General features: G+C 44.2%; 23 protein-coding genes. 13 read left to right on the plus strand and 10 right to left on the minus strand.

The features are described 5' to 3' along the window. Positions 1-2: 2 nt before the first annotated feature. Positions 3-2,174 (plus strand): proteobacterial dedicated sortase system histidine kinase, encoded by a 2,172-nt coding sequence (gene pdsS / locus OE749_RS13290; protein ID WP_263712956.1) that lies wholly within the window; start codon positions 3-5, stop codon positions 2,172-2,174. 157 nt (positions 2,175-2,331) lie between these two features. After that, a complete protein-coding gene (locus tag OE749_RS13295; RefSeq protein WP_263712957.1) occupies positions 2,332-3,675 on the plus strand; it encodes an NCS2 family permease in 1,344 nt (447 codons plus the stop codon). A gap of 1 nt (position 3,676) precedes the next feature. On the opposite strand, the gene OE749_RS13300 is transcribed toward OE749_RS13295, so the two are convergent. The 7 genes from OE749_RS13300 to OE749_RS13330 form a co-directional block, all read right to left on the minus strand. Continuing rightward, positions 3,677-4,570 carry a LysR family transcriptional regulator gene (locus OE749_RS13300; protein ID WP_263712958.1) on the minus strand — a complete coding sequence of 298 codons (894 nt, stop codon included), beginning with the start codon at positions 4,568-4,570 and terminating at the stop codon, positions 3,677-3,679. 11 nt (positions 4,571-4,581) lie between these two features. Then, positions 4,582-5,289 carry a pirin family protein gene (locus OE749_RS13305; protein ID WP_263713198.1) on the minus strand — a complete coding sequence of 236 codons (708 nt, stop codon included), beginning with the start codon at positions 5,287-5,289 and terminating at the stop codon, positions 4,582-4,584. A 10-nt stretch (positions 5,290-5,299) separates the two neighbouring features. Then, the gene (locus tag OE749_RS13310; RefSeq protein WP_263712959.1) at positions 5,300-5,749 is read right to left on the minus strand and encodes a DoxX family protein; all 450 of its coding nucleotides are present in this window, start codon (positions 5,747-5,749) and stop codon (positions 5,300-5,302) included. Positions 5,750-5,966: 217 nt separating this feature from the next. Beyond that, complete coding sequence (locus tag OE749_RS13315) at positions 5,967-6,740, minus strand: DNA/RNA non-specific endonuclease (RefSeq protein ID WP_263712960.1); 774 nt, start codon at positions 6,738-6,740, stop codon at positions 5,967-5,969. A 337-nt stretch (positions 6,741-7,077) separates the two neighbouring features. Further along, the gene (locus OE749_RS13320; protein WP_263712961.1) at positions 7,078-8,205 is read right to left on the minus strand and encodes a PepSY-associated TM helix domain-containing protein; all 1,128 of its coding nucleotides are present in this window, start codon (positions 8,203-8,205) and stop codon (positions 7,078-7,080) included. 121 nt (positions 8,206-8,326) lie between these two features. Continuing rightward, positions 8,327-10,435, minus strand: coding sequence for a TonB-dependent siderophore receptor (locus tag OE749_RS13325; RefSeq protein WP_263712962.1), 2,109 nt, complete (start codon positions 10,433-10,435; stop codon positions 8,327-8,329). A gap of 278 nt (positions 10,436-10,713) precedes the next feature. Next, positions 10,714-10,899, minus strand: coding sequence for a hypothetical protein (locus tag OE749_RS13330; RefSeq protein ID WP_263712963.1), 186 nt, complete (start codon positions 10,897-10,899; stop codon positions 10,714-10,716). A gap of 198 nt (positions 10,900-11,097) precedes the next feature. Here OE749_RS13330 and OE749_RS13335 point away from each other — a divergent pair, with 198 nt between their 5' ends. The 11 genes from OE749_RS13335 to OE749_RS13385 all read left to right on the plus strand — a co-directional run bounded on the left by OE749_RS13335 (position 11,098) and on the right by OE749_RS13385 (position 22,207). Next, on the plus strand, positions 11,098-11,769 hold the full coding sequence (locus OE749_RS13335; RefSeq protein WP_263712964.1) for a response regulator transcription factor: 672 nt from the start codon (positions 11,098-11,100) through the stop codon (positions 11,767-11,769). Next, positions 11,753-13,138 (plus strand): HAMP domain-containing sensor histidine kinase, encoded by a 1,386-nt coding sequence (locus tag OE749_RS13340; RefSeq protein ID WP_263712965.1) that lies wholly within the window; start codon positions 11,753-11,755, stop codon positions 13,136-13,138. Before OE749_RS13335 ends, OE749_RS13340 begins: the two co-directional genes overlap by 17 nt. Before the next feature lie 135 nt (positions 13,139-13,273). Continuing rightward, positions 13,274-15,289, plus strand: a complete 2,016-nt coding sequence (locus OE749_RS13345) for a DUF1800 domain-containing protein (RefSeq protein WP_263712966.1) — start codon at positions 13,274-13,276, stop codon at positions 15,287-15,289. Between the two features lie 9 nt (positions 15,290-15,298). Next, complete coding sequence (locus tag OE749_RS13350; RefSeq protein ID WP_263712967.1) at positions 15,299-16,690, plus strand: DUF1501 domain-containing protein; 1,392 nt, start codon at positions 15,299-15,301, stop codon at positions 16,688-16,690. A gap of 285 nt (positions 16,691-16,975) precedes the next feature. After that, positions 16,976-17,143, plus strand: coding sequence for a hypothetical protein (locus OE749_RS13355; RefSeq protein ID WP_263712968.1), 168 nt, complete (start codon positions 16,976-16,978; stop codon positions 17,141-17,143). A gap of 228 nt (positions 17,144-17,371) precedes the next feature. After that, positions 17,372-17,539 carry a hypothetical protein gene (locus OE749_RS13360; RefSeq protein WP_263712969.1) on the plus strand — a complete coding sequence of 56 codons (168 nt, stop codon included), beginning with the start codon at positions 17,372-17,374 and terminating at the stop codon, positions 17,537-17,539. A 136-nt stretch (positions 17,540-17,675) separates the two neighbouring features. Beyond that, entirely contained in the window at positions 17,676-18,653 is a 978-nt protein-coding gene (locus OE749_RS13365) for an MvdC/MvdD family ATP grasp protein (protein WP_263712970.1), read from the plus strand. Further along, positions 18,650-19,516 carry an SDH family Clp fold serine proteinase gene (locus tag OE749_RS13370; RefSeq protein ID WP_263712971.1) on the plus strand — a complete coding sequence of 289 codons (867 nt, stop codon included), beginning with the start codon at positions 18,650-18,652 and terminating at the stop codon, positions 19,514-19,516. Before OE749_RS13365 ends, OE749_RS13370 begins: the two co-directional genes overlap by 4 nt. 50 nt (positions 19,517-19,566) lie before the next feature. Next, entirely contained in the window at positions 19,567-20,025 is a 459-nt protein-coding gene (locus OE749_RS18615; RefSeq protein ID WP_404828181.1) for a MauE/DoxX family redox-associated membrane protein, read from the plus strand. Beyond that, a complete protein-coding gene (locus OE749_RS13380) occupies positions 20,022-20,561 on the plus strand; it encodes a hypothetical protein (protein WP_263712973.1) in 540 nt (179 codons plus the stop codon). Before OE749_RS18615 ends, OE749_RS13380 begins: the two co-directional genes overlap by 4 nt. Beyond that, a complete protein-coding gene (locus OE749_RS13385) occupies positions 20,561-22,207 on the plus strand; it encodes an ABC transporter ATP-binding protein (protein WP_263712974.1) in 1,647 nt (548 codons plus the stop codon). The genes OE749_RS13380 and OE749_RS13385 overlap by 1 nt, the downstream gene beginning before the upstream one ends. Positions 22,208-22,293: 86 nt before the next feature. Here the strand turns inward: OE749_RS13385 and OE749_RS13390 are convergent, their stop codons facing one another. From OE749_RS13390 to OE749_RS13400, 3 genes are all read right to left on the minus strand, one after another. Beyond that, positions 22,294-23,418 (minus strand): hypothetical protein, encoded by a 1,125-nt coding sequence (locus tag OE749_RS13390; RefSeq protein WP_263712975.1) that lies wholly within the window; start codon positions 23,416-23,418, stop codon positions 22,294-22,296. Positions 23,419-23,510: 92 nt separating this feature from the next. Next, positions 23,511-25,025: a hypothetical protein gene (locus tag OE749_RS13395; RefSeq protein ID WP_263712976.1), complete on the minus strand. Its 1,515-nt coding sequence runs from the start codon at positions 25,023-25,025 to the stop codon at positions 23,511-23,513. A gap of 12 nt (positions 25,026-25,037) precedes the next feature. Beyond that, positions 25,038-25,871, minus strand: coding sequence for a GEVED domain-containing protein (locus OE749_RS13400; protein ID WP_263712977.1), 834 nt, complete (start codon positions 25,869-25,871; stop codon positions 25,038-25,040). Between the last annotated feature and the right edge of the window lie 2 nt (positions 25,872-25,873).

Raw genomic sequence — 25,873 nt, forward strand, 5'->3', positions numbered from 1 at the left:
TTATGATCTTTGGTATTCGATTCAAACTTCTGGTGATTTTGTTGTGCTTGTTGCCAGTACCTTACTTGGCCTATCAATATGTGTGGGAGCTTGAATCTTACCTAAGACAAGGGCAGGAACAAACTATGGTAGGCACTGCCCGCGCCGTTGCCACCGCGCTGCATGAGCGCCCTAATTTATTTGACAAACAGGCTGCGTATTTACAAAAAGTAAGACGGGGAAAAGACTTATATGCGCATCCAATCATTAATCCTATCCAGCTTGACGGGCACCTAAACGACTGGGCTGAATACCAACATTTAGCTATCGCGTATGATCAACGGAACATCATTCGCCAATCCCATCCTTCGTCTGAGCAGAGCCTCAGCTTCAAGCATTTGGTTGGGCGTTATCGCCAATATCTATATGCCATGTTCGACGTTGCTGATGATCATGTCGTGCTTCGTAATCCCAACGTCCTTCGAGTCGATAAAAACGATCATATTTTAATTTCCCTTAAAACCCCCGAGTACGGTTTTCAACGCTTTATTATTTCCCCCCATGAAGAAGGATGGGTTAATGCTTACTTACTTCAAGAATCAGATAATTCAGGATATGCAAAGCATGTATTTCCCTCTATTCAAGGGTTTTGGCGCCTCACCGAGAAAGGCTATCAAGTAGAGTTACGTTTGCCTCTAAACATGTTAATGAGCGAAATTGCCTTCGCTGTGACTGACGTAGATAATCAAGAAACTCGCCAGTGGGTTTCGGTGATGGGAACCGGTGATCCGGATAATAGAGATGATTTGGGCACCGTCTTGGTTCCGTCTCCAGAAATTGAAAAAATCATTCGAGGATTACGCTATGCAAATTCGCGCGTTTGGGTGATTGATAACCACAATCGTGTTTTGGCGCGATCAGGATCTATCCACTCTTCTGTTGGCTTAAAAACCTCGATTGAAAATGAACACCACGATAGTAAGTTAAACGGCATTTGGTCAGAAATTGAAAATTCTCTTCTCTTACCACTGTATTACAAAATACTCACTCGCCCTCCTTCAGATTTTGTAGACGAGCTAGAGAATGCTTATTCCTTAAAAGGAAAAGCGGTTTTGGAGGCATTAACAGGTGAGCCGGCCTCTCACTGGTATATCACCCCCGATAACAAAGCCGTGATTCTTTCCGCCGCGCACCCTATTTTTATCGAAGACAAAGTCATGGGTGCTGTCGTGGTCGAGCAAACGACTCACGGTATTCGCACGTTACGCAATCGCGCATTGGAGCAACTGTTCCATGTCATTTTGGGCATGCTACTGTTAAGTACAACAGCATTATTTTTCTTTGCCTCTCGTATATCAATGCGGGTGACGAAGTTACGCAATGAAACGGAGGCCATCATTGATAAAAATGGCCGGATTATCGGCAATATCGTGCCCGCTTCGGCCAGAGATGAAATTGGCGATCTCTCTCGCGCATTTTATGATGTTATCAATCGTTTAAATAACTACAACAACTATCTCGAAAACATGAGTTCGCGGCTGTCCCATGAGTTAAGAACACCCATCGCAATCGTGAATTCTTCATTAGAAAACTTGGCGCTCAATCACCTTGATACGGAGCTAGACGAAGAGAGTCGAGAATATATACACCGCGCCCAACAAGGCATTCGAAGGCTCAGTAAAATTTTATCGAGCATGAGTGAAGCAACACGTATGGAGCATGCGCTCCAAAGTACGCAAACTGAAACCTTTGCCCCACTTGATGTCGTACGAGGTTGCACTGAAAGTTATGCAATGACTTACAGCCAACGTAAATTTAACTTAGAACACGATAAAACGTTGCCTTCGCTGCAAGGATCCCCTGAGTTATTTGCCCAAATGCTCGATAAGATTATTGCTAACGCCGTAGAGTTCAGCCCAATTGATTCCACGATTGGCATCGCGATGCACCAACTTGACGGTAAACTCGTTTTACGCATAACAAACACGGGCCCCGTTCTGCCTGATAATATGCAATCGCAGCTCGCCAACTCTATGATTTCAGTAAGAAAAAGCGAACACAGCCAAGATCCCCATTTAGGACTAGGTTTGTACATTGCTCGTATTATTGCTGAATTTCACAATGGTAAACTGTCGATTCAAAATCTTCCCGATGGGTCTGGCGTAGAAGTGTTAATCTTACTCACCTACGATTAAGAACAATAGTTCTTAATTTAAAATCATGAAAATCAGGCAGTTACAACCAGTAACATGACCAAATGGTCTAGTTGTTTTCTTTTTCATATTGTGAAAAATAAGCGCCATTGCCTATTATTAATTCTGATATGGGCTTCGAGCAAAAAAGAGAACAACTATGTCTAACGCCACCCAACTCAGCGTCCTTGAGAGGATATTCAAAATACAAGCGCGCGGTTCAACGCTTCGAACCGAGATTATCGCTGGATTAACGACGTTTGCTGCAATGTCTTATGTATTGGTGGTGAATCCCAATATTCTCGCTGCAGGTGGCATGCCAATAGAAGGACTGATTACAGTCACAGCGCTAGCAGCATGTATTGGCACGCTACTAATGGCATTTCTAACAAACTACCCGCTCGCATTAGCACCGGGTATGGGACTGAATGCATTTTTCGCTTTTACTATTTGTTTAACGCGTGAAATACCTTGGGAAGCTGCTCTTGGCATCGTATTTTGGAACGGTATTTTGTTTGTATTACTCTCAGTCACGGGGGTAAGAAAGAAAATCGCCGACGCGATACCCGGGGCACTGAAAGTGGGTGTTCAAGCTGGTATTGGGCTTTTTATTGCCTTTATTGGACTGCGTAATGCTGGAATTATTACTTCGCACCCAGAAACGTTAGTCACTTTGGGAGACTTCACTCAAACGCCAACATTGCTGGCATTTATTGGTATCTTGCTGACGGTCATTCTTATTGTCAGAAATATTCCTGGCGCTATTTTATTATCTGTTATTTTTCTTACCGTTGCAGGTGCTTTTATTCCCACAGAAGATGGGTTTATTACCGCTACCCCAGCATCAATCATCGGTGCACCCGATGGAATCAGTTCTACCTTTCTAGCAATGGATTTCTTCTATCCGATTGAGCATATTGCCGAGACTTGGGATCTGATATTCGCTTTATTGTTCGTTAATATGTTCGACACCATTGGCACATTGATAGGCGTATCGCGTAAAGCGAAATTGCTAGATGAATCGGGTAACTTACCTAAAATCGGCAACGCAATGATGGCTGACGCGACGGCAAGTGTGGCTGGTGCAACATTGGGAACATCGCCGGTTACAACCTACGTAGAATCAGCAGCAGGCGTATCAGTTGGGGGCAGAACTGGGCTCACAGCCGTCGTTGTAGCAATATGTTTTTTGGTGGCACTGATCTTCACACCACTGATGAAAGTGATTCCTCTTATGGCTACCACGCCTGCTTTATTGATGGTCGGCATTTTTATGATGGAATCGATTCGTCAGCTGGATTTCGATGATATGACGTCGCTTGCAACGGCAACTGTCACGCTGTTGGCTATGCCACTTACTTATAGCATCAGTGAAGGTATCGCACTGGGGTTCATTACCTATACCGCAATCAAGATAGGAACGGGGAAATTCAAAGACGTATCCACGATTACTTATATTTTGGCTGCGATATTTTTTATGCGCTATATATTCGATTTACAATAGACTACACACACCAATCTACTTCTGATAGCGCCTTGAAAAACCAATTCAAGGCGTGACCCTCTCGATGCTTTTCCTTGGCCAAATACAGCTCGACTGCGGGTCGAGGGACCTGAACATGGCGCGACACCATCTCGCCGCTATCAAGATAGGGTTTAACCAAGTGAAGGGGTAAAAATCCCGCTCCCAAGCCTTCTTTTTGGGCTTGAAGTTTACTTAACATGTTATCAACGCGAATTTTCTGTTTACTTTGCAATACACCTGCACTTCGCGTGGGGAGTCGGCGGGAGCTGTCGGCTACAACGATCGAGGGATATAAGGCAATATGCTCCGGCTGAATATCGCCTTCGACACTGGCAAGAGGATGGCTTGATGCTACCGCAAATACCATATTTGCTTGGCCAATTGGCACCATATCATACTGCCCTTTGGGTAGTTCACCCGACACACCAATCGCAATATCTGCTCGCTGGCTATGTAGCGCATCCCAACCACCAGCCAAGGCTTCTTCGATAATTGTGATCTCTACCAACTTATCGAGCTGACAAAATTCAGACAGCACCCTCAACAAGGGCAACTCCGGAATAATAGTATCTCTGGCGATCACTAACGACGTTTCCCAACCTGATTCAATTTGTCTGACTTTCGCCTCTAATCTAGCAGCAGAAGCAAGAATAAATTGTCCCTCCTGTAAAAGCAGCTGTCCTGCATTTGTTAATTTTGCGCGCTGTTTGCTGCGATCAAATAACGCGACACCAAGGTCACTTTCTAGCTTTTGCACGGTATATGTGAGTGCAGACGGCACCTTAAACAGAGCCTCTGCCGCTGCAGCAAAACTTCCCTTCTGATCAATCGCTTCTAATACTCTTAGAGCGTCGAGCGTAACCGCATGATGCATGGTAGATCCTTTTATGGTAAATCGAACAATATAGCCGCCACATCTTGCGCGGATTGCCCCGTAAAGGCAATGCTGTTTGCAGCGCGAACTGTCAACCCGTCGCCTGATTCAAGCCTTACTTGCGCAGAATCACTTTCAACCAGTAACTCACCTTCAATCACATGAACATAATAGGTTCTCGACGAATTCAATGTGTGTTCTAGGCGAGTCTGCGTATCTAATCGAAGCTGGCTCACTGTGGTGTCTTGCTTAATTTGCAATGTTCCCTCTCTACCATCTGGGGTAATTACCGTTGTTAGCCCAATCGCTTCTCCAAAGTGTTTTTGCTGATAGCTGGGCTCACCACCTCGCTCAGACGGCGTTATCCATATTTGTAAGAACGTTAGTTCTTCTTCATCTGAGCCGTTATACTCGCTGTGAAATACGCCCTTGCCCGCTGACATCAATTGAAACTCACCTTTTGGCAAGCGCTGAATATTTCCCATACTGTCTTTGTGTTCAATCACACCGTGAGTGACAAAGCTGATTATTTCCATGTCACGATGCCCGTGAGTATCAAACCCCGCAGAAGGCGCAACACGATCATCATTAATTACACGAAGAGATGATACGCCCATGTGTTGTGGGTCGTAGTATGATCCAAATGAGAATGTATGTTGACTTTGCAGCCATCCAAAATCAGCTTTACCACGCGAATCTGCTTTTCTTAATGTAAACATCATTTTTCTCCTATTTACGTGCAACGCGATACAACCACTGATCGACGGAATATTTGCCGGCACCAGACAATACCAACGACAATGAAGCTACCATCAATACCAAACCAAACTCGTAACCGTTAGCTGCCATAAAAAAGCCATTACCAATGTGTACCGAAAAGATGGCGACGAGCATAGTCACTGCCAACGCAGCCCCAGACAGCCGCGTGAGTAACCCTAATAGTAAAAATAGTCCACCGAAAAACTCAGCGCTTCCTGCAGCAAATGCCATAAACCATCCTGGCTCTAGCCCAATAGATGCCATCCATTGCCCTGTCGCCTCCAATCCATAACCACCGAACCAACCAAACAATTTTTGAGCGCCGTGCGCCACAAATGTAATGCCGAGTACCCCACGAAGTAATACGGGCGCAATTCCCTGTCCAGGGTGAATAAGGGTGTGTAATTTATTGATATACATATCTCTCTCCAATTCTAAAATTCTGACAATTAAAAGACGAATAAAATGCTTTTGTTTAAGCTTGAAAAGAGGATAGATAACTAAGCGCAAGAAAAAAATCGGAAGAAATTGATAACTATATTCAAAATTTTTGAACAACACCTTCCTTGGTGTTGGTTAAAGGGCATTGATGATCGCTAACGCGCGCGATTACCCTCATTCAATGAGTAAAGGATGGCTAACAACCTAGCTCTGTAGCAAGACCGCCCAAACGTCCTTCAACAGCGCCTTCTTTGAATGATGGCATTGAAGGCATAAAGTTGAGACCGGTGCGTGTCTCAACTTCATTTACTGTCACTTCAGTCGTGCAATAATTAAGAGTACGTGATGCGGTCTGCTCCATAATAAAGGCTGATGCTTCAATCCAGCCGCTGCTACTCAACGTAAATACTACTTTGAAGTAGCCTGAAGGAATGGTGTGATTCTCATTAGCGCCAGGTAACGTAGCAAAATAGTATTCGTACAGTGGGCCAGTCACAACATATACGCCCTGCCCTGTTCTTACATAATCACGAACGGCATTTTCCAATTTGTTCCACGGTCCTTGGTTCAAATCAGAGGCTTGCGGGGTAATATTAGATAGATAGTTGGTATCACTCCAATATGCAGTATTACTGAAAGAGGATAGAGGGACTTGATGCCCACGATCAGTACCAATAACCGCATGGGCATCAGTATAATCATTGGGTTCAAGTGTATAGTGGTAGGAGATCTGCGGATCTGCCGACCAACTGCGTGACCGAGAAGGCCCATCAATGGTGGAGGGAGTAACATTGTAAGCCACCCAATCAGCAAACTTTGTAGTTGGGTTGTTGCTTAATGTATAGATTGCTCGGCTTACGGTTTGGTTTGATGTAGGGGCGCCAGTCGGACATCCCAAACTGCTGCACACGTTTGCGTCAGCAACCTGAGACGTCATTAGCAAAGAGATCAACGTTAATGATTTTTTCATGACTCGCCTTTTTAGTATTTTATATTCTAATTATTATTATTCTCGCCATGTGCACTCTGCTCACGAGTGAAAGAAATACACATGTGAGAGCGTGTAATTTAAAACCCATACCTTGGTACAGGTTAAAAATTGCGCGCAGCATATCATTAACAAGTGCTAGTTTTATGATCAAATGTATCTATTTTGGCTATAGATAAAATAAATGATATTTATAGTAAATGACTAAGCAGAGGAAGAATGGGAGCTAGGAACAAGGTAAACACGCCCTAAAAAGCGTTCACTGAGAAAAAGAAGGAAAGCATGCCCACAACACGATTGTGGGCAAGGGAAACTGCGGTTAGCCGTTTACGGCGATAGACGAATTGTGCATTTCAGCTCGACGCTTTTTACTGCTTTTGCGCTTGTTACGACGATTCGACCACATGTAAACGCCAGTGACTGACAACAATAACGGTGCAGCACCTAGTACACACCATAAGAATTTTGAGAGCTCACCGCCAAATGTGCCAAAGTGTAACTCACGAAAGCTATCAAGAAGTTTACTCACAAAGCCCAACTCGCGAATATCCCACGACGTGATCATATCTCCCGTTTGAGGGTCAAAACTAGCACCACTGCTATATTGGCTATACAACGGATTGCCTGTAGGAACCGAACCAAACACGCGAATATTTTCATCTGGCTCATACGCTAGCGATACATACGTGGGCGCCAGCCCATCGACGGTGTCTGTGGCTTTTTCAATTAAAGACTGAAGAGACAGCGAATGATTATACATACGCTCTGTTAACACAAAATCAGCGTGAGACGCATGCTCCTCAGACGTCTCGTGCAAATATCCTGCTATATTCCAGTACGCACCGGTAATGCCAAGAATCAGCAATACGGGCGATGCCAGAATACCGATAAATTTATGCACATCACTGAACAATACCGCTAAGGCCCTGCCTGTTCTAAAGGTAAAAAAGTGCTTATAAAAATTTGAGTACATAATCAGGCCTGTAACGCCAAGCGTGATTAAGATCAATGAGAAAAATGCCGCAATCAATAAGCCTGCATCCCCAACTAAAAAGGTGTAATGCAGCTCAAGCAACCAGTCTGTCAGGTAGCTATGCAACCCAACGGGCTCACTAAGCACTTCGCCAGTATAGGGATTGGCGTAGACTTTGTGAAAATCAAATGTCCCTTTTTTAATTACATACACTCGGTCAGATTCTACACCATCAAAAAACATTTCAATGGTGGCGACTTCAAACTCAGGTAGTTGTTCATGAATACGATCTAAAAACGCATCCAAGTCTAGTCTTTCACCTGATACCCCACTCAACATGGCTTTATCAGGCATAAGCCATTCATCAATTTCCTGCTTGTAGACCAGAATACTTCCCGTCAGTGAAATCACCAATAACGGGATTAACGCAAACAGCGCCAACCACGAATGAATTTTAAACGCCGACTTTTTCATCTTCAGAGCCTCAATTCAAAAACAAGGAAAGCCTCGTCATAACGACGAGGCTTTACTATCGACATCAAAATGTACGTAGTGCGGCACATTTGTCAGTCAAGCACCTATTACATGGCGTGATTTAGAAAGAATATACTGCACGCGCAGTGATATTTCTTTCTTCGCCCGGGAAGCAATCTCCGCGCGCTAAGCACGTTGAGTAATATTCTCTATCACCAAGATTTCTAACATTAAGGGATAAGTCCCAATCTTCCAGTCTGTAACCTAACTTCAAATCAATCACTGAATATGAAGGTGTCACAATATGCACTAGCCCTTGTGTGCTGTAGCTATTGTCTACATAACGAATTCCCATCCCAGCATTAAAACCAGCCTCTTTTGACGGCTCGTACATCGTCCATACAGACGCTGTACGCTTAGGAATACTAGAGCGTTCATTACCATTAGGATCTTCGCTATCTAGCCAGTTAAAGTTAGCCTCTACAGAGATGACATCGAAGCGTAAATCGGCTTCAATTTCGATACCTTGTACTTCAGACACACCTTCTTGTTGAGTCGGCGCGTTAGGTAAATCATTTGGATTCGCAAGGTTTTCCAGCTCGATATCGAAAACAGCTAACGTCACAAGGTGTGATGTGCCAGTCGGCTGGTATTTGATACCGGCTTCAATTTGTTGGCCTTTTTCTGGCTTAAGCGCTTGCTTGGAAATTTCATCAATGCCGAATTTTGGTGCAAAAGACTCAGAATAGTTGATGTAAGGCGAAAGGCCACTGTCGAACTGATACAGAGCACTAACACTAATGCTGGTCTCTTTTTCATCCGTTTTCACGCCTTCGACAGACTTTTCAACATCATCAAAGCGCACACCTGCATTCAGTACCCAATCGCCGATACTGATTTGATCATGAAGATAAAGACCCCAAATGGTGTCTTCTGTTTCAGTGCCACGTGTAACAGCAGGCAGTTCAGGTACTGCGCCATACACTGGGTTAAACACATTGATTATGCCACCAACAGGAATCGGTAGGCCGGTTGAAAAATCTACGCCATACAAATTTGAGCGATCATTACGATTGTCAATTCGCTGGTTACTTACGCCAATCAATAACTGATGCTCTACATTCCCAGTTGCGAAAGAGGCGCGCGCACGCGCATCTACCTGAAACTGATCAGAGAAACCATTAGAGATATACCAACTACGTGCACCGTTACCATTTTGGTCTATGCGTGGCGTACCTGCGCCAAGAAACGAAACCCAAGCTTGTTTGTACTCAGACTCGCCGTCTCTGTAGCGAGAGCTTAAATCTACAGACCACGTATCATTGATCTGATGCTCTGCTAAAAGTGTAATCGCCCACGATTCTGTATCGAACTGGTTAAAGCCAGGTTGACCAAAATAGGCTGTATTGCTAATTTCTTGCCCCGATGCCGATGGGTACAATGTGCCAGTTAATGGCAGAAACTGGTGCGCACTGTCACTCTTACGTTTAGTGTAATCTGCCAGAATCGTCACTTGCGTATCGTCTGAAAACTGATAAGTAAATGATGGCGCGATAACCAACGAGTCATCGTTAATTTCGTCAATTTGCGTGTCACTTTCACGGTATAAACCAACAAAACGACCAAGCAATTTTTCATCGCCCGAAGCAAAATGCAGATCCGTTGCGATTTGTCCACGACCAAAGCTACCCGCTTCTAGCATCACTTCGTTTGTCCCTAACGCGGTTGGACGCTTTGTTACAATATTAACCAAGCCACCCGGTGAACCCGGACCAAACAACACAGAAGCCGGCCCTTTCAATACTTCAACCTGCTCTAAGGTATAAATTTCAGGGCGTGTGTTATTGTAGTTTCCGCTTAATGACTGCATACCATCGCGGTACTCTGGCGCATCAAATCCGCGAATTTGAATGAAGTCTCCACGAGTACTAAAACCAAAGGTTTCGGCAGTAACGCCACTCGAGTAAGTCAAAGCATCATCAAGGCTTAACGCACCTTTTGCCATGTAAGAGTCGAAGGTTTCAATCGACACCGAGCGAGCGGTTTCCATAATCGGCGTATCTGATTTCAGCGCACCAAACTTGTTCGGCGTACCAATAACTTCAATGGTTTCCATGTTGTTAGCAGCATCAGGCGCTTGCTGATTGAGTTTAGTGTTGTCTTGCGCATTAACTGCACCAGTTAAAGCAAGAGATAACGCGAATGCAATATGTGTTTTTTTGATTTCCATAACGTCTTACATGATGAGTGTGTTTAAAGCACAAGCATAATATTACAAATGATAATTATTATCAATTGCGTTTTTATGTAAGTTTACTTTTTACTACAAACGTTACAAATGGCAAGACAATAGGATACAAGTGATGTTTATACAGAGGAGTTGAGCCGAAGGAAGGTGTAGTCCGTTCTAGTATTCAAAGAATAACGCAGGGCTACCTAGTTGAACCAGTAGTGCACTGTTGCGTTGAATTCGAGATATCTACTGAGTGCAAGTACAGACAATCAAGTTTAGTAGCCACCCACCGCTTGTTTAACCAAATGTCGAAATTGATCTTTCGTCACATCTGACGGGCATACGCCTTTATCTACAAGCTCAGCGCGAATGGTTTCAGGCTGCTTATGTTTGACCCAAGCAGACTGTTGCTTTAGATACTGAGTTAATGTCTTCTGCAATTTACGTGTTAAACAAGCCATTTGATTTGTCTCCACCTGTCTATCGATGCAATGATTTTACTCTCTGACATCTAACGCCAAGCATAAAAAAGACCAGAAATATTTTTATCAATATAAACAGGCTATTAGTGAAATCCCTTGGTTGATTCTTGTCATTCACTGTAGGATTATTATTTAGGAGTCAGTTAAATTTACACATCACGTCTGCAATAAGTTCATATGCATATATTACTCGTAGAAGACGACAGCAAAATAGCCCAGTTCATTCAAGAGGAGCTGGAAGAAGACGGTCATCGCGTGGTGATTTGTCAAGATGGCAAGACGGGAGCGCACACTGCACTCACCTCCCAATGGGACATGATTATTCTCGACAGGATGCTACCCAAATTAGATGGCCTCACATTACTTCAACAAATAAGAGACCAAGGGCTAGCCACGCCAGTTCTTATGCTAACCGCCATGGACGGTATTCAAGAGCGAGTAGATGGATTGAGCACGGGGGCAGATGACTATTTGGTAAAACCCTTTGATATTGCCGAGCTGCGCGCACGTATTTATGCCATTGTCCGGCGCTCAGTAAATACAACAAACAAGACTCTGCTTTATGCCCAAGATCTAGTGTTAAATCGTACCACACAAGCAGTAAGTCGTGCGGACCAACCGATTATACTCATGCCCCGTGAATATAAAATACTTGAATATATGCTATTACACGCCGACCAACTCGTTACTAAATCAATGTTGCTTCAGCATGTATGGCATTTTAACTTTGATCCGCAAACCAGCCTAGTGCAAACCCATGTCAGTCGGTTACGCAGTAAAATCGACAAGCCTTTCGACTCACCATTAATTGAAACCATTAAAGGACAAGGCTATGTCATCCACTCATAGCGTGAATGTACATAAAGCCAGCGTATTTCGGCTAACTGTGCTGTGGTCGCTATTATTGACGGTGGTAATAGCTGCCCTCCTGTTTGTTATTGAAACCATATGGATAAGCCACGCTGAAAGCGCCTATCGGGAGCGCATTGAAGAAGAGTGGCATTGGGTTGAAGAGGTATTTGAACACGACGGCATCGACGAACTGTTGTCGCACTTTGATGAAGATGGCGTGATTTGGTCGTCGGATTATCTTGAAGATGTCGCAGGCGGTGAAGGCTTGGTCTTTCAACTCCGCGATGACGAAGATACTGTCGTTGCTGGTTTTCCTAATTTTACAACCGAGAATGAGTGGGCGCGCACGACCTTATCGTCAGAACACCATCGCTATGACATGTTTGTGCTAACCGCGCCTTTGGATGAAGACTATCGCATGTCGGTAGGAAAAATTGTCTCGTCGCCATTTTTGCACCTTGAGAAGGTCTTTAGCTACGGTTATTTGATTGTATTAATCGGTGCCCTGCCCTTTAGTTTACTCTGTGGATGGTTAGTATCTCGTTCCGTAAACCGTCGTCTGAGCGCATTAGTCAGCGCCGCCAGTCAAATTCAAACTGGTAACATAGACACGCGCTGCATCGTATCGCCGCGCTATGATGAATTTGACCAAGTGGCTATTCAATTCAATCGGATGATGGATAGCATTGCCTCTTTGCACCGACAAATCGAAGATACCGCAGTGGGGGTCGCCCATGACCTCAGAACACCGCTCACACATGTCGATCAGCATTTGCAACGTATCTCCCGCCATATTCATCAGCCAGAGGTAGTAGCATCGCATGCAGAGATGGCGCGAGACAGTGTGTCACAGCTAATGCAAACCTTTAATGCGCTTGTGCGATTAGGTGAGTTAGCGTCAGGCAAGTATAAATCTCAGTTTACGGAGATAGACATTGGCGCATTGAGCCAAGATCTCTTCGAGAGCTATCAGGTGGTGTTTGAAGAAGCAGGAAAATCCCTGACTCTTAACGCCAATGCGACTTCGCCCATTCTGGGTGATGCTGGACTGCTAAGCCAATTGTTGGTGAATTTACTCGAAAACGCATTGCAGTATAGCCAACCTAATGCACAGGTATGGATTTCGTTATTTGAGACGGCGAACTCGGTGACAATGGTTGTCGGAGATAACGGGCCTGGTATTTCACCCCAAGAGCGCGAGCGAATTTTTGAGCGCTTCTACCGAGGCGATAAAAGCCGTTCGACATCCGGTAACGGACTAGGGTTAAGCTTAGTGGCATCTATTTGCCAACTGCACCAAGCGACGATTACTGTGAAAGATGGCACGCCCGGGGCAGAATTTGTTATCAATTTTCCTACACCTTGAAATTACCCTGTAACACCCTCTGAAATCCTTATCTGTCAAGGCTTTTAAGCATACAAAATTGTATGACGCTCATGCTTCCCTCTGATGAATTTTTGCGCCTTAATAAGGGTAACTTCCCACAGTAAAGGTGAAACCATGGGTTCTTTTTTAACACAATGTCTTCCCGACAAACTGCCGTCAACCAATATTAGGCAAAGCGCAATACACGGCGCACTTCTGAGCGCACTGCTGACTGTGCTGGCTGCTTGCGGTGGCAGTGGGTCGTCTGAAACAAACACAGCAAGTGCCGTCACCTCAACCAACGTGACGTCACCCGCACAGGGTTCGAGCAGCCCTACTGCGCCTGCGCCCGATTCAACCACCAAAGCAGACATACAGGGCATAGAGCGCTTTCAAACCCCTGCGTCTACGTCTCGATTTTTAGGGCAAGCAACCTTCGGCGCGACTCACCAGCAGGTTGAAGCACTCACCGGCACGGCCAGTTCAGATTGGGTCATGAAGCAATTTGATATGCCCACTCAATACACACTTCCTATGCTGCTAACCTATCGGCAACATTTCGGCTTGCCCGAATACATCGAAGATATTAATTATTTAAACGGCCAAATGACCGGCTTTGCCTTTTGGAAAAATGCCATTGCTGGAAACGACCAGTTAAGGCAACGCATGGCATTTGCGTTATCGCAAATCGTCGTTGTGTCTCATACCGGTGCCGAATACCTATCAGAATATCCAGAATTAATGGCCTATTACATGGATCTACTCGCTAAACATGCCTTCGGCAACTATGGCGACTTACTGTTAGATATTACCTATTCGCCTGCTATGGGCATGTACCTAACCTATCAAGGGAATAAAAAAGGCAATCCAGAGACAGGCAGTGTGCCTGATGAAAACTACGCCAGAGAGATTTTACAGTTGTTTTCCGTTGGTCTTGTCGCCTTGAATATGGACGGAACACCCAAACTCAACGAGCAGGGTAATCCAATAGAGTTGTATGACAACCAAGATATCACCGGTCTTGCGCGCGTTTTTACCGGTCTTGATTTTGCCTATGGTGATGAACACGATGAAGTGGATGGAGAAACCTTCTATCCCGAATTGGCACCGATTCCAATGGCGTTGAACCCAGATCTGCATTCACGTAAAGAAAAAACGTTCTTAGGGCTGACGATTCCCGCGAACACCGATGGCGTTACCAGTATTCAAATGGCCATTGATCATATTATGGCTCAGCCCAGCGTCGCACCTTTTATTGCACGACAGTTAATTCAGCGATTTACCACCAGCCATCCTGAGCCCGATTATATCGAACGCGTAGCAACGGCATTTGAAACGGGGTTATACACGTTGCCTAACGACGTTCAGGTAGGCGAAGGCCGAAAAGGAGATTTGAAAGCCACATTAGCAGCGATTTTATTTGACCCCGATGCAACATCAGATATCAATCCGCACAGCCAAGTCGACACGAAACGCTTTGCTAAAGTACGCGAACCCGTATTGCGCTTTACTAACTGGGCGCGTGCTTTTGCACTTGAGAATGTCACCCCGGAATTAATCCCGCTGTTGTGGAATACAGAATCGACTGACACATTAAACCAACAGGCGCATCACTCTCACTCTGTTTTTAATTTTTTCCGACCTGGATACGTGCCTCCTGCCACCCAATCTGGTGAGGAAGGCCTAACCGTGCCCGAGCTACAAATCGTAACGGCTTCCAGCATTCCGGGCTACATCAACTTTATGGAAGGGTTTATTTTTGCGGCAGTCCAAGAAGATCCAGAGGTGCTCAGTGAAGAAGAAAAAGTAGAGGCCATAGACGAAGGCGATGTTGAAGTTCGGTATGACTTTAGTGGTTCTGAACGCAGTTTTTTGCCTAACTATGATTTTGAACGCACCCTAGCCAATGACCCCGAGAAACTTGTTCGCCATTTATCACTTTTGCTCAGCGCCAATGCATTGAGCGAATCAACTCAACAACACATTGCCAGCACCATTGCACTGATTGAAATCAGCGAAATAGACACGGACAACACGGCGGGCAATGACGATAGCGAGTCGCTCGAAATGGAAGACGATCCACTTTATCGGCGCGTCATGCTGGCAGTATTCATGATAATGACATCCCCTGACTACCTTGTACAACGCTAGGAGAACGATATGAAACTTAATCGACGAGCATTTTTAAAAGGGGCAGGAGCAGGCGTTGCCGCTAGTGCATGTGCCAGCGGCCTAGCGTCATCACTTTTTAGCTTTCCTGCTCACGCGCAGTCTCAAGGAGATTATAAAGCACTCGTGTGTGTATTCCTCTACGGAGGAATGGACGCCCACGATGTCGTATTACCTTACGATCAAGCGTCATACAATCAATTTAAGCAAGTCAGACAAAGCTTGTTGACTATTCAAGGGAGTGCACGCCAACGAGAGAACCTACTGCCTCTCAATCCTATTTCACACAAACAAGGCAACAGGCAGTTTGCCCTCCCGCCTGAAATGGCTGGTGTGAAACAGCTTTTTGATGCTGGCGATGCTGCCATCATAGGCAATGTCGGCCCGATGATTGAACCGGTAAGTAAAGCAGCCTTAGAAGCCAAAGCGGTAAAATTACCCCCGCGCTTGTTTTCACACAACGATCAACAGGCTATCTGGCAGTCTAGCGCCCCCGAAGGTGCCCAGACCGGCTGGGGAGGATTGTTTGCCGACCATGCAGCAAGCAGCAATACAGGCAAAACCTTTACCAATATTTCTACCGATGGCAGTGCTTTATTTTTAACAGGAAATACTGTTCAGTCTTATCAAATTAGCACCCAAGGCGCTGCGAAAATTGGCATACTGGAACACTTGTCAGAAGACACTGAACAAGCGGAGTTAGAAGCCGCATTGCGCCATCATTTTGGCAAAAATACGGTTAACTATGATCATCTTTTACATGGCGATATGAGTGCCATCTTAAATAACGCCTATTCAGCGAATTCAGCCTTCGACCGCGCCACACAAGCTGCAACGCAATCTATTTCAACCACCTTCCCTACAGGTCAGTTAGGAGGACAACTCAACGCCGTCGCCAAAACCATTTCACTAAGAAAAGAACTTGGCGTGTCGCGACAAGTATTTTTTGTGGGAATGGGCGGCTTTGACACCCATTCTAACCAAGCCAAATCACTGCCTGCGCTGCTGACTCAAATCGATCAAGGCCTCGTGGCATTTAGTCAAGCGATGAAAGAAATGGGATTACACAATAATGTGACCTTGTTCACTGCGTCTGATTTTGGCAGAACGCTTGCGGTAAATGGTGACGGAACCGATCATGGCTGGGGTAGTCATCACTTCGTGATGGGCGGGGCAGTGAAAGGCAACGATATATACGGCACAATCCCCGAGTCAACGTTAGGACATGAGCGCGATGCTGGCGGTGGTCGCCTAATTCCAGACATTTCTGTCGACCAATTCGCCTACCCACTGGGCCGCTGGTTTGGTGTAAGCGATGCACACCTCCAACACGCATTACCCAACCTAAAACACTTCACCGCTCCACCGTTAACGTTTTTGTAATGAAAATAATGACCGCAAATTAAATTATGCGGTCATTAAAATTACATTGCTTACATTTTATGGAAATAAGTGAAGGTAGAGACTTGATATATGTAAAGTGTACAGAACTAGACATTTACATCTTTCACTTAGAATATTACCCATAACTCATAGTGTATTCGATCCATCTATACCCCCTATTGTTAAAAAATCGTAAATCTAACTTGAAAAAAATCAGCACTACGTATTTAATGAGTTTTCTTGATTAATTTTTAATCAAGTTGTAACTAACAAGGAGATCTTAGTATGAAAGCTAAACAGAATATTTTTGCTCAACGTGTAGCAACGAAGTCTGAAGTTAAGATGGATAAGAAATGGAAAGCTAGCAAAAAGCCAGCTATTGCAGGGTGTTCAGGCCCTGACGCTCGCGGTAATTCCCGCTGGGGGGGGCGCGATAACGGTATTTGGTGCTAAGCAATATTCTGATCTAAGTAGCTCAAATAGTGAGCTACTTCAAACCCCATTTATTGTTATTCTCTTCAAACATCTCGAAGTCAATTCTAGCTTTCCTTAAAAAATTTCATCTTACACGCTTTTTTGTTATTAAAATGTAAAATTACTTGCCATGCGCCTTTATTGTGTATTAAATGTACAAACCTGTGCAAATTAGTGCAGGTCATTTACTAAAAAGGAGATTCTAGTATGAAAGCAAAACAGAATATTTTTGCTCAACGCGTAGCATCAAAATCTGAAGTTAAGATGGATAAAAAATGGAAAGCCACAAACCAACCTGCAGTCGCTGGATGCTCAGGTCCTGATATGCGAGCGGACTCTAGACGTGGATCACGAGATAACGGTATGTGGTGTTAATAAACAGTACCATTGAATCTAAGTAGCTCAATTTTAGAGCTACTTAGCAAAGGGAGTTTTATCACTCTAAAGTAAACTTGGCAGGAAATACGTCATAGTAAAGGAGTCAGCGTTTAAGCGCTTAAATTCAAAGGATATGAAAAAAATTCTCATTCTTAGCAATCAACATGATTATCATGTCATGCGAATGCTTGATGTACTTCGAGCGAGGCGCATTCCGTACTTTACTTTAAATTTTGACGAGTTCCCATCGAACTATGCGCTTAGCCAATACATAAGCGGTTCCGAATCCTATTTCTCTCTTAAGCACTTACGTTCTAATGAGTGTATTCACTCAGAAGAAATTGGCGCGGTTTGGTCTAGAAAACCAGCCCCGTTTTCTTTTGGCGACAAAATTGAAGATGATTTTATTCCATTTGCCAACGCCGAATCGGAACATGCGCTTTTTAGCGCGCTGTATACTTTACCATGTTATTGGATGAACCATCCTAAGCAACTTCGAGCGGCAATGTGGAAAGGTGAGCAGCTCGTTACAGCACATCGCTTAGGATTGAATATTCCTAACACGCTCATATCGAATGATCCAGAAAGCGTAACCGCTTTTCATCAGCGTAGCGAATCTTCAATATACAAGACGATGTCTGATCCTATCATTATGGATACAGGCGATGACTACCAAGCCGTATTTACCTCCTTGGTAAAAAATGACATGTTAGAAGACGAGGCTTCGCTCGCCTTGATTCCAAATCAGTTTCAGCATTATGTCGATAAAGCCTATGAGCTGCGAGTAACGTACATTGATGGCACGCTTTACTCAGCAAAAATTGACTCACAGAAGCATCCTGAAAGTCGCGTTGATTGCCGACAGCACTATATAGATATTCCCTACTCCCACTATTCATTACCTGATTTAATAACTGAAAAGTGTATAAAATTCATTCAGCACTATGGGCTTAACTACGCCGCATTAGACTTTATTGTCACTCCTGAGGGCAGCTATGTATTTCTCGAAAACAACCCAAATGGACAGTTTCTTTTTGTTGAAGAACGCGTTTCCTCACTGCCCCTTACATCGATAATGGCCGATGCATTAATCAAGGCTTGTAAACTATGACCAATTACCTCATCGAATCTGTAAAAAGTGCCTTGATTTCTATTCAAGTACAGCGTAAGAAAAGTATTCTTCTCATAGCCGCTCCTCATCTTGATATTGGATTGCTCACTGAATTGTATCGTTACCGTAAGCAGATTGATCAACAAGATGAATTAGACATTGTGCTATACACAAAAGGCGGTGATGTAAACGCAACACGCAGAATTGCGCTACTACTTCATGATTTTGCTGGCGCCACTAACATCATCGTACCCTCCCATTGCCAGTCCTCAGGAACACTACTAGCATTGGCAGCGAAGCAAATCTTGTACACGCCATTATCATTATTTACGGCTATCGACCCTCATTTACATGGCAATGGAGGAGATGACTCTCAATCAATTTCTACGAATGATATTCGCTATTTTCCAAACAGCTGTGTTGATTGGTTCGGTATTGATGAATCTGAAGCAAAAACCATGTTGTCTACCCTTGCTGATTCAATTTTTGCTCCTACGCTAACAGCCTTTTACCGAACTGAACAAGAAACCTATCAAGTCGCTCAAGAGTTACTCTCTCTTCCTGCTTATTTAGAAAACACGCAAATAATGGAGATAAGTCGCTTTTTAATTAATGGGTTACATAGCCACAATTACTATTTAACAGGAGAGCAATTACAGCGCTTAGGATTGAATACTTGTGCCGCGAAAGAGCTCGAAGAGGCATGCAGCGTATTTGCCGAAAACTTACCAGCAATGATCGGAGGCGCGGCACGTGAAAATATAGATGACACTTGGTGCGATGCGCTAATTATCTCTCCGGACTCCGTTAGCCAACGTATTAAGACACCCGATTCGATCATCACGCAATGGACACGCGCATGATACTAAATACGCTAAGCGCAATCTTGCTTCTCCTGTTGGCATTCACTCTCATGTATGCGAGTTACAGTAAGTTACGACATTTTGACGAGTTCAAAGCGAATCTTGAAATCAGCTTTTACGTACCCTCTGCTGCAAGTTTTCTCTTCGCAACAGGCATAATTGCAACAGAAGCGTGCGTGGCTATTTTGCTTTTAGCGCCCCCAACTTTCCTTCCAGTTATTCTCGTTGCCAGTGCGTTATTCGCTATTTTTTTGCTGATTTCAATTATAGGTACAGTGTCAGACAACGCGTTAACGTGTAACTGTTTCGGTGAAACTGATGAAATCAATTTCGTTGATGCCATAAGAAATAGTCTGCTTTTCTTAAGCTGCCTATTTGTGTGGTACTCGCCCCCTTTGCTAGAGTGGCACGTGATAAGCGTAGTATATGTTTGTCTATCCATTTCTCTGTTACTGGTGATTCTTAACATCAAACCTATCGTGAAGTTTTTAGGGTTACCTCTCTCATGAATGACAATGAACTTCTTATCTTATTGGCCATTATCTCAAGCCTAACCGCCCTCAATTTAGCGTTGAACGTTAAACTCATTCGACACTTTCTTCACCATGAGGAAGCGCCCATGCAAAGGATCATCGAAGATGAAGAGTTTCCTGTGCTAACAGCCACACAGCTTTCTTCAGATGCCCCCTTGGCAATCCCTCGGCAGCACGTTGACACTGCGGCGGTGTTTTTACAAACCAATTGCCCTAAATGCAAAAGTAAACTACCGATGCTTGAACAAATGATTTTACGGTCAGATGATGCCAACGTCACAATCCAAATTCTGGTGCACGACCAAATGCCAAAGTTAGACAAATTCTTTCAAAGCTCTTCCTTACAACCTCATATTGCAGTACTGAGCTATCAAGATTACTTAAGGATAAATCGTCATGAAGTGTCGCCAGCCTATGTGTTTATTAGTGAACAAAAAACCATAGAGGCGCAGGGCTTAGTCGGTGATGATGGTTGGCGATACTTTGAAGATAATGTATTAGGAAGTGCATAATGAAAAACCGCCACATGCAACGGATAGCTATTTTGGCACCCTTTACAGGGTTAGCCATTTGGGCATTAACGTTAATGGTACTGACTGCGCTAATTCAACTCTTGTTTCCACAGATCGTAAATTACTATGTAGAGGGCAACCAGCCAGATACACTGTTATCACCACTGAATATCGGGTTGTTTTTTGGTGCCATAACATTTGCTATATTAAGTGCGCTACGTTTTTATTTATTCGAGCAGTTAGGCATTAAGGCGATTACGCGCTTTAGGCAGCAAATTCACAACCGAATTCTTGACAAGAATACGCATTTCTTTGAGCAAGCCAATATATCTGAAATGTCGTCGCGCCTAACCGTTGATACACAAGAATTAAGACAAACAATCACAATTAGCGCATCTCTATTTTTACGCGCTACGCTAATTACAGTAGGCAGCGCCGTCATGATGTTTATGACTTCGCCTCTACTTTCTTCAATTTTATTGGTTCTCGTACCGGCCTTTTTCTTTGCAACTCGATGGCTGGGGAGTAAGTTAGATACCTATTCTCAGCGGGTACAAAATAATCTCGCAAAAACCAGCCAGGTTGCTTTCGACAATTTTAACTGTCACATACTCACAAAAATATATAACTTTAAAGCTCAGGCAAATCATCGATACGAAGATGCACAACAGAAATACTACACCTCTGCCACGGATGAAAATCGGCTATTTGCCGGCTTTCAGGCGACGTTTACCGGTTTAGTCTATGCAAGCATGATCACAATGCTGATTGTTGGAAGCTTTTTGGTTTCAAAAAATACACTCACAGTGGGTGAGTTGACTGCCTTCGTTTTGTATTTAGGTATGGCCTATACAAGCCTTAATGGAATGTCTGGTTTTTGGGCTGAATGGATGCAATCTGTGGGTGCCACTCAATACCTTTTTGATATATTGAATGAAGATAGCAATAACGACGTCATCTCAAGTAAAGAAGCGATTGTAGCGGGTGATATTCAACTTAGTTCACTTTCGTTTACTTACCCACAGCAGGCTTCTAAACCTGTTATAAAAGAGTTGAACGCGCGCTTTGAATACGGAAAATGTACCGCTCTTGTTGGGCCATCAGGTGCAGGAAAGTCCACACTGATTAAGTTACTCATGGGGCTGTACGAGCCCACAAACGGTCATATTTGTATCGGCGAACAACGCATTGAAAGAAAACATATCCCTGCGCTCAGAGGCGCGATTGCATACGTTGAACAAGACCCTGTGCTGTTTAACGCATCCATTTTAGAAAACCTTCAATTTGCAGCGGGAAGCACGCCACCGCCTCCACTCGAAGAGGTAATAGATGCATGTAAACGTGCTAATGCACACGATTTCATTTCTAAATTGCCCAACGGATATCACACACTTATTGGAGATCGAGGAGGGCAATTATCAGGTGGTCAAAAACAAAGAATTGCCATTGCCCGCGCTTTTCTCAAAAAAGCCAACATTGTGATTCTTGATGAATTCACCAGCGCTCTAGATGAAGAAAACCAAACACTACTCAATGATGCAATTGCTGCTCTCAAAAAAGACAAGATGGTGATATATATTACCCACAAACCGACGCAAATAGAATTGGCTGACAATATTGTTTACGTAGAACCACAACCATGTTGAAAACGTTCGTTATATTGATGCTAACGAACGCCTTTATGAAATATCGTCTCATCTAGCGCGGTTAATCGACTCACGTTACACACGCGTTAATGCACTTGTGCTATGGCTTGCTCAACACGTTGCTCACATTGATATACTCCAGGCAACGTGGCGCAGTATTCTCCGGCATCTGCCAAAGCATTGCTCTCGCTTTGTCTCAATGCAAACTCCGCTTCTAACGCGGGTTTCTCCGCCTCTGTTGCCACGGCAATGAAGGCTTTAAGCCGTTCAATTTCGTCATTCACTAAATCCTGATACCCCCGCAACCTGCCAGATATCCGTAAATAATCCGCTGGCATATTATTGGCAGAGGCTGGAATTAACGTCATGTGGCCTGACTTCTCGTAAGGTTCTACAGTGTACTTAATGGGTTTGAGCAGTTCAGGGGTAAGATCTGAAGCATAGTTACCGCCAGCCAATAAATAACTAAATAACTGATCTGCATAATCTGTACACGCACTGATATCGGTGCCTCGGCAATACTTAGATGTGCCTATAGATTGTAAATAGGGTGTCAGTCCGCCATCTGTATGTACTTGCACACTGTACACCGCATTTTTTATCGCATTAGAGAATTCTTTGGTTTTCGTGATGGTTTTTTTGAAAAATAACACCCTTATTTTAATCTTAGTTTGAAACCACTCGTATTCGGTTTTGTCTCTGAAATAAAGCTTGGCTGTTACATATAAATTAGCGCCTTTTGTCAGGCTGTGAATGTAACTATCACCGCAACGCCCAACGACGGCGGCGGGATCGGTATGAATAAGGGAGGCTATTTCATCGGTAATGCGGCGATTTTCCAAAGAGTAATTTCCGCCGTTGTAATTGAGCATCAAGGTTGATGCAATACTGTTGCGGTTTTCAGTGGTTTTTTTACGCATTGAAAATTTCGCTGAGCCGCCAAAAATAACGAAATTAACGCTGCCTCGCACACTCCCACTAACAGAATTCATCATCGTAGTGCTGTCCATGCCCTGTTGAAACGCTAGCTCTCCCTGACTCCCTCCCTGAAATATCCAGTCTCCTGTTACACATGGGCTTAAAGGCATATTCACTTCACTGGAGAATCCCATACCCAGTGTTTCTTTATTGGTGCCTAAAGCGTAAAAGGTATCGCCATAAGTAAAAGATGCATACAGGCACGAACATAAAAGTAGTAGTCTGGCTTTCATATTGCTGTCCAATCATGGTTTGCGAAAAAGAGAGGAACGCCCGTCCCTCTCTTTCTTAACGTTTTGCTAGTTTTTATAACTAACCATTTTGGCTATTCAAACGCAGAGCCGTATGTATCCAATGCGGTTTTACACGGTACCCAAACCATAACACCTGAAGCCGGATCCTCTGCATCAACGAATGCTGGCGCCCAACCAAGGTTACGGAAACCAAGAGAAGTATCGTTGTCTTCTACACCAAAATTTGCTGTTGCTTCCCGTGCATTTTCACACTTAAAGAATGTAGATAATGACTGCGACGGAATATTTAAGTCATTCAGGCTGTAGGCTTCAATACATGGAACATCTGATGCACCGCACGAACTTTGGTAATTCGACCAATTGTCAGCGCAGGCCGTCCCGTAAGGATTATCGCGGCAGCGCAGGGCATATTCGTGATAAACCCAAGCATTATTGTAAGCCGCATCTTTTACTGCTTGGGCTTTGGTGCGTTGCTCGTCTGTCATCCAGCTTGAGTATTTCGCCAGTACAGAACGGGCGCGGTGCTCGTGATTTACCGACTTTTTGAACTGTTCTTCGAGCCAAATAGTGCGGTATGTGGTTTCAAAACGGATCTCTTGCTCGTCAGCAGCCAACCGTTTTACATCCAAAGTACTGGCATTGTATGGCACCGCTTTATAACGCACGACGTTATAGTCAGACAATCCATTAAACTGCTTACCAAAATCATTTTTCGCGTAATTTACAGCTTGCTCGAATAACGTAAAGCACGGTTCATAGTTGTCTAACGAACACGAAATTATGTTGTTAGGGATCACATTGAGTAATCGCGTCGGCTCGCCGCCTTTCTGCAAGGCTCTAACCGTAATACGTACACTCTTTTTCAGATCCTCATCAATATAATTAAGTTTTCCATCGACACTAATGCCAATATTTCCCGCGCCATAGCTCACGCCCAAATAGCCGCCTATTTCGCTTTTGTGCTGTTCACTTAAATACTCAATTTTCATATTAATAAGTAACTGCGCACCGTACTCAATTTCAGTGATGAAACTATCGCCGGCTAAGCTCATCAATTTACTTTGATAATTGTTTGCCAACTCCTCACCTACGGGTGACAAAGTAAACCCCGTATTCGTATTGAGCGGTTGAAGCACGCGCTTCTTAGGCGTGAGGGTTGCCTGAAACGTGTATGTGTTTGAAAACTCCGTAGAGGCGACTTCTTTGGCTAAGTGCCCACCTGCATTCACACGTACAACGGGGAAGCCAACATCGACATCCACGTTACCGTTTAATTGGCTTAGCACGTCGTCGTACGAGGCATTGTTGATTAGTTCAAACTGCACCTGCGTGTTACCCAAGTTCTCGACCACCGTGCCAGCCACGGGCTGCACATTTAAAAACTCTTTGGTGTCAGTGTTAAAAGCTGTGCCAAGAATGACATGATCGTTCATCAACCCTGGAATTAACGTTTGATTGATATTACTTGCTGACAAACTCTGCTTCGCTTGTTCTATTGCCTTCGCTTCCGCTTTCATGTGTACGTCTGATTGCGCGAGCGCAGTTCCTGAGGCCAACATCAGCCCTAATAAACATGTTGCTTTCATGATGCCTCCAGATTATTTAATGTAAAACATATAGTCTTCGACTTCGCCAGAGTCGATTTCTTTACACGCATCATTGCTACCACCAAGGTAATCCATGGTAATGCGCATTTTCGTTAAACCCGGTTGAGTGCCTGCTGGAGGCGTTAGCTGATAATTCACGGTGCTGTCAGAGACACCGGCAAAATGGGTTTCATCGGTATCAGAAAAGTCACCGTCACGGTTCCAATCCACAAAAACATGCCACGTTTCAGGATACTTTTCGTTGTTAACGAATCCGGGAGTCAACGCCAATTGATAACTGCGATCTTTATATACTTTTGCTGCCTTACCTACATAATTGGAGTAGAACGTCGCCCCTGATTCGTTAGCTAAATCAGATACAGTGACAGACTTGATGAACTCATACCCTTTTTCACGCGAGGCAACAGCACAGTACTGAGGTAACTCGCTGGCAATCATAAGTGCGCTGACCGCGTAGTCAGAAGGAATCGATACACAACTGTCGGTGGGTGATTTGCCCGCATACCAACGCTGGGGATTTTGACCATTTTCATCACCAAAGGTTATGTATTTTGCGTCAGATTTAAGCTGGTTATTTTTGTACAATAACACCTGCTTCAACTCTTCTTGTTTCTGCTCTCCACTGCGCGGGATAGTCGGGTCTAAAATTTGATCTGCAAGCTCAATCAGCAAGCTCGGATAACAGGTTTGTAACCATTGATAACGTCCAAGCGCCTGCTGAGGTGTGAGAATGTCTTTCGACTCGAAGATCGTCGTTGCTACCGCGCTTTGTGCGCCAACCACCCATAACGCCGACAAGGTAAATAGCGTATTTTTCATTTTCATGT

This window comes from Fluctibacter corallii (assembly GCF_025751585.1).
Classification (GTDB): Bacteria; Pseudomonadota; Gammaproteobacteria; order Enterobacterales; family Alteromonadaceae; genus Fluctibacter_A; species Fluctibacter_A corallii.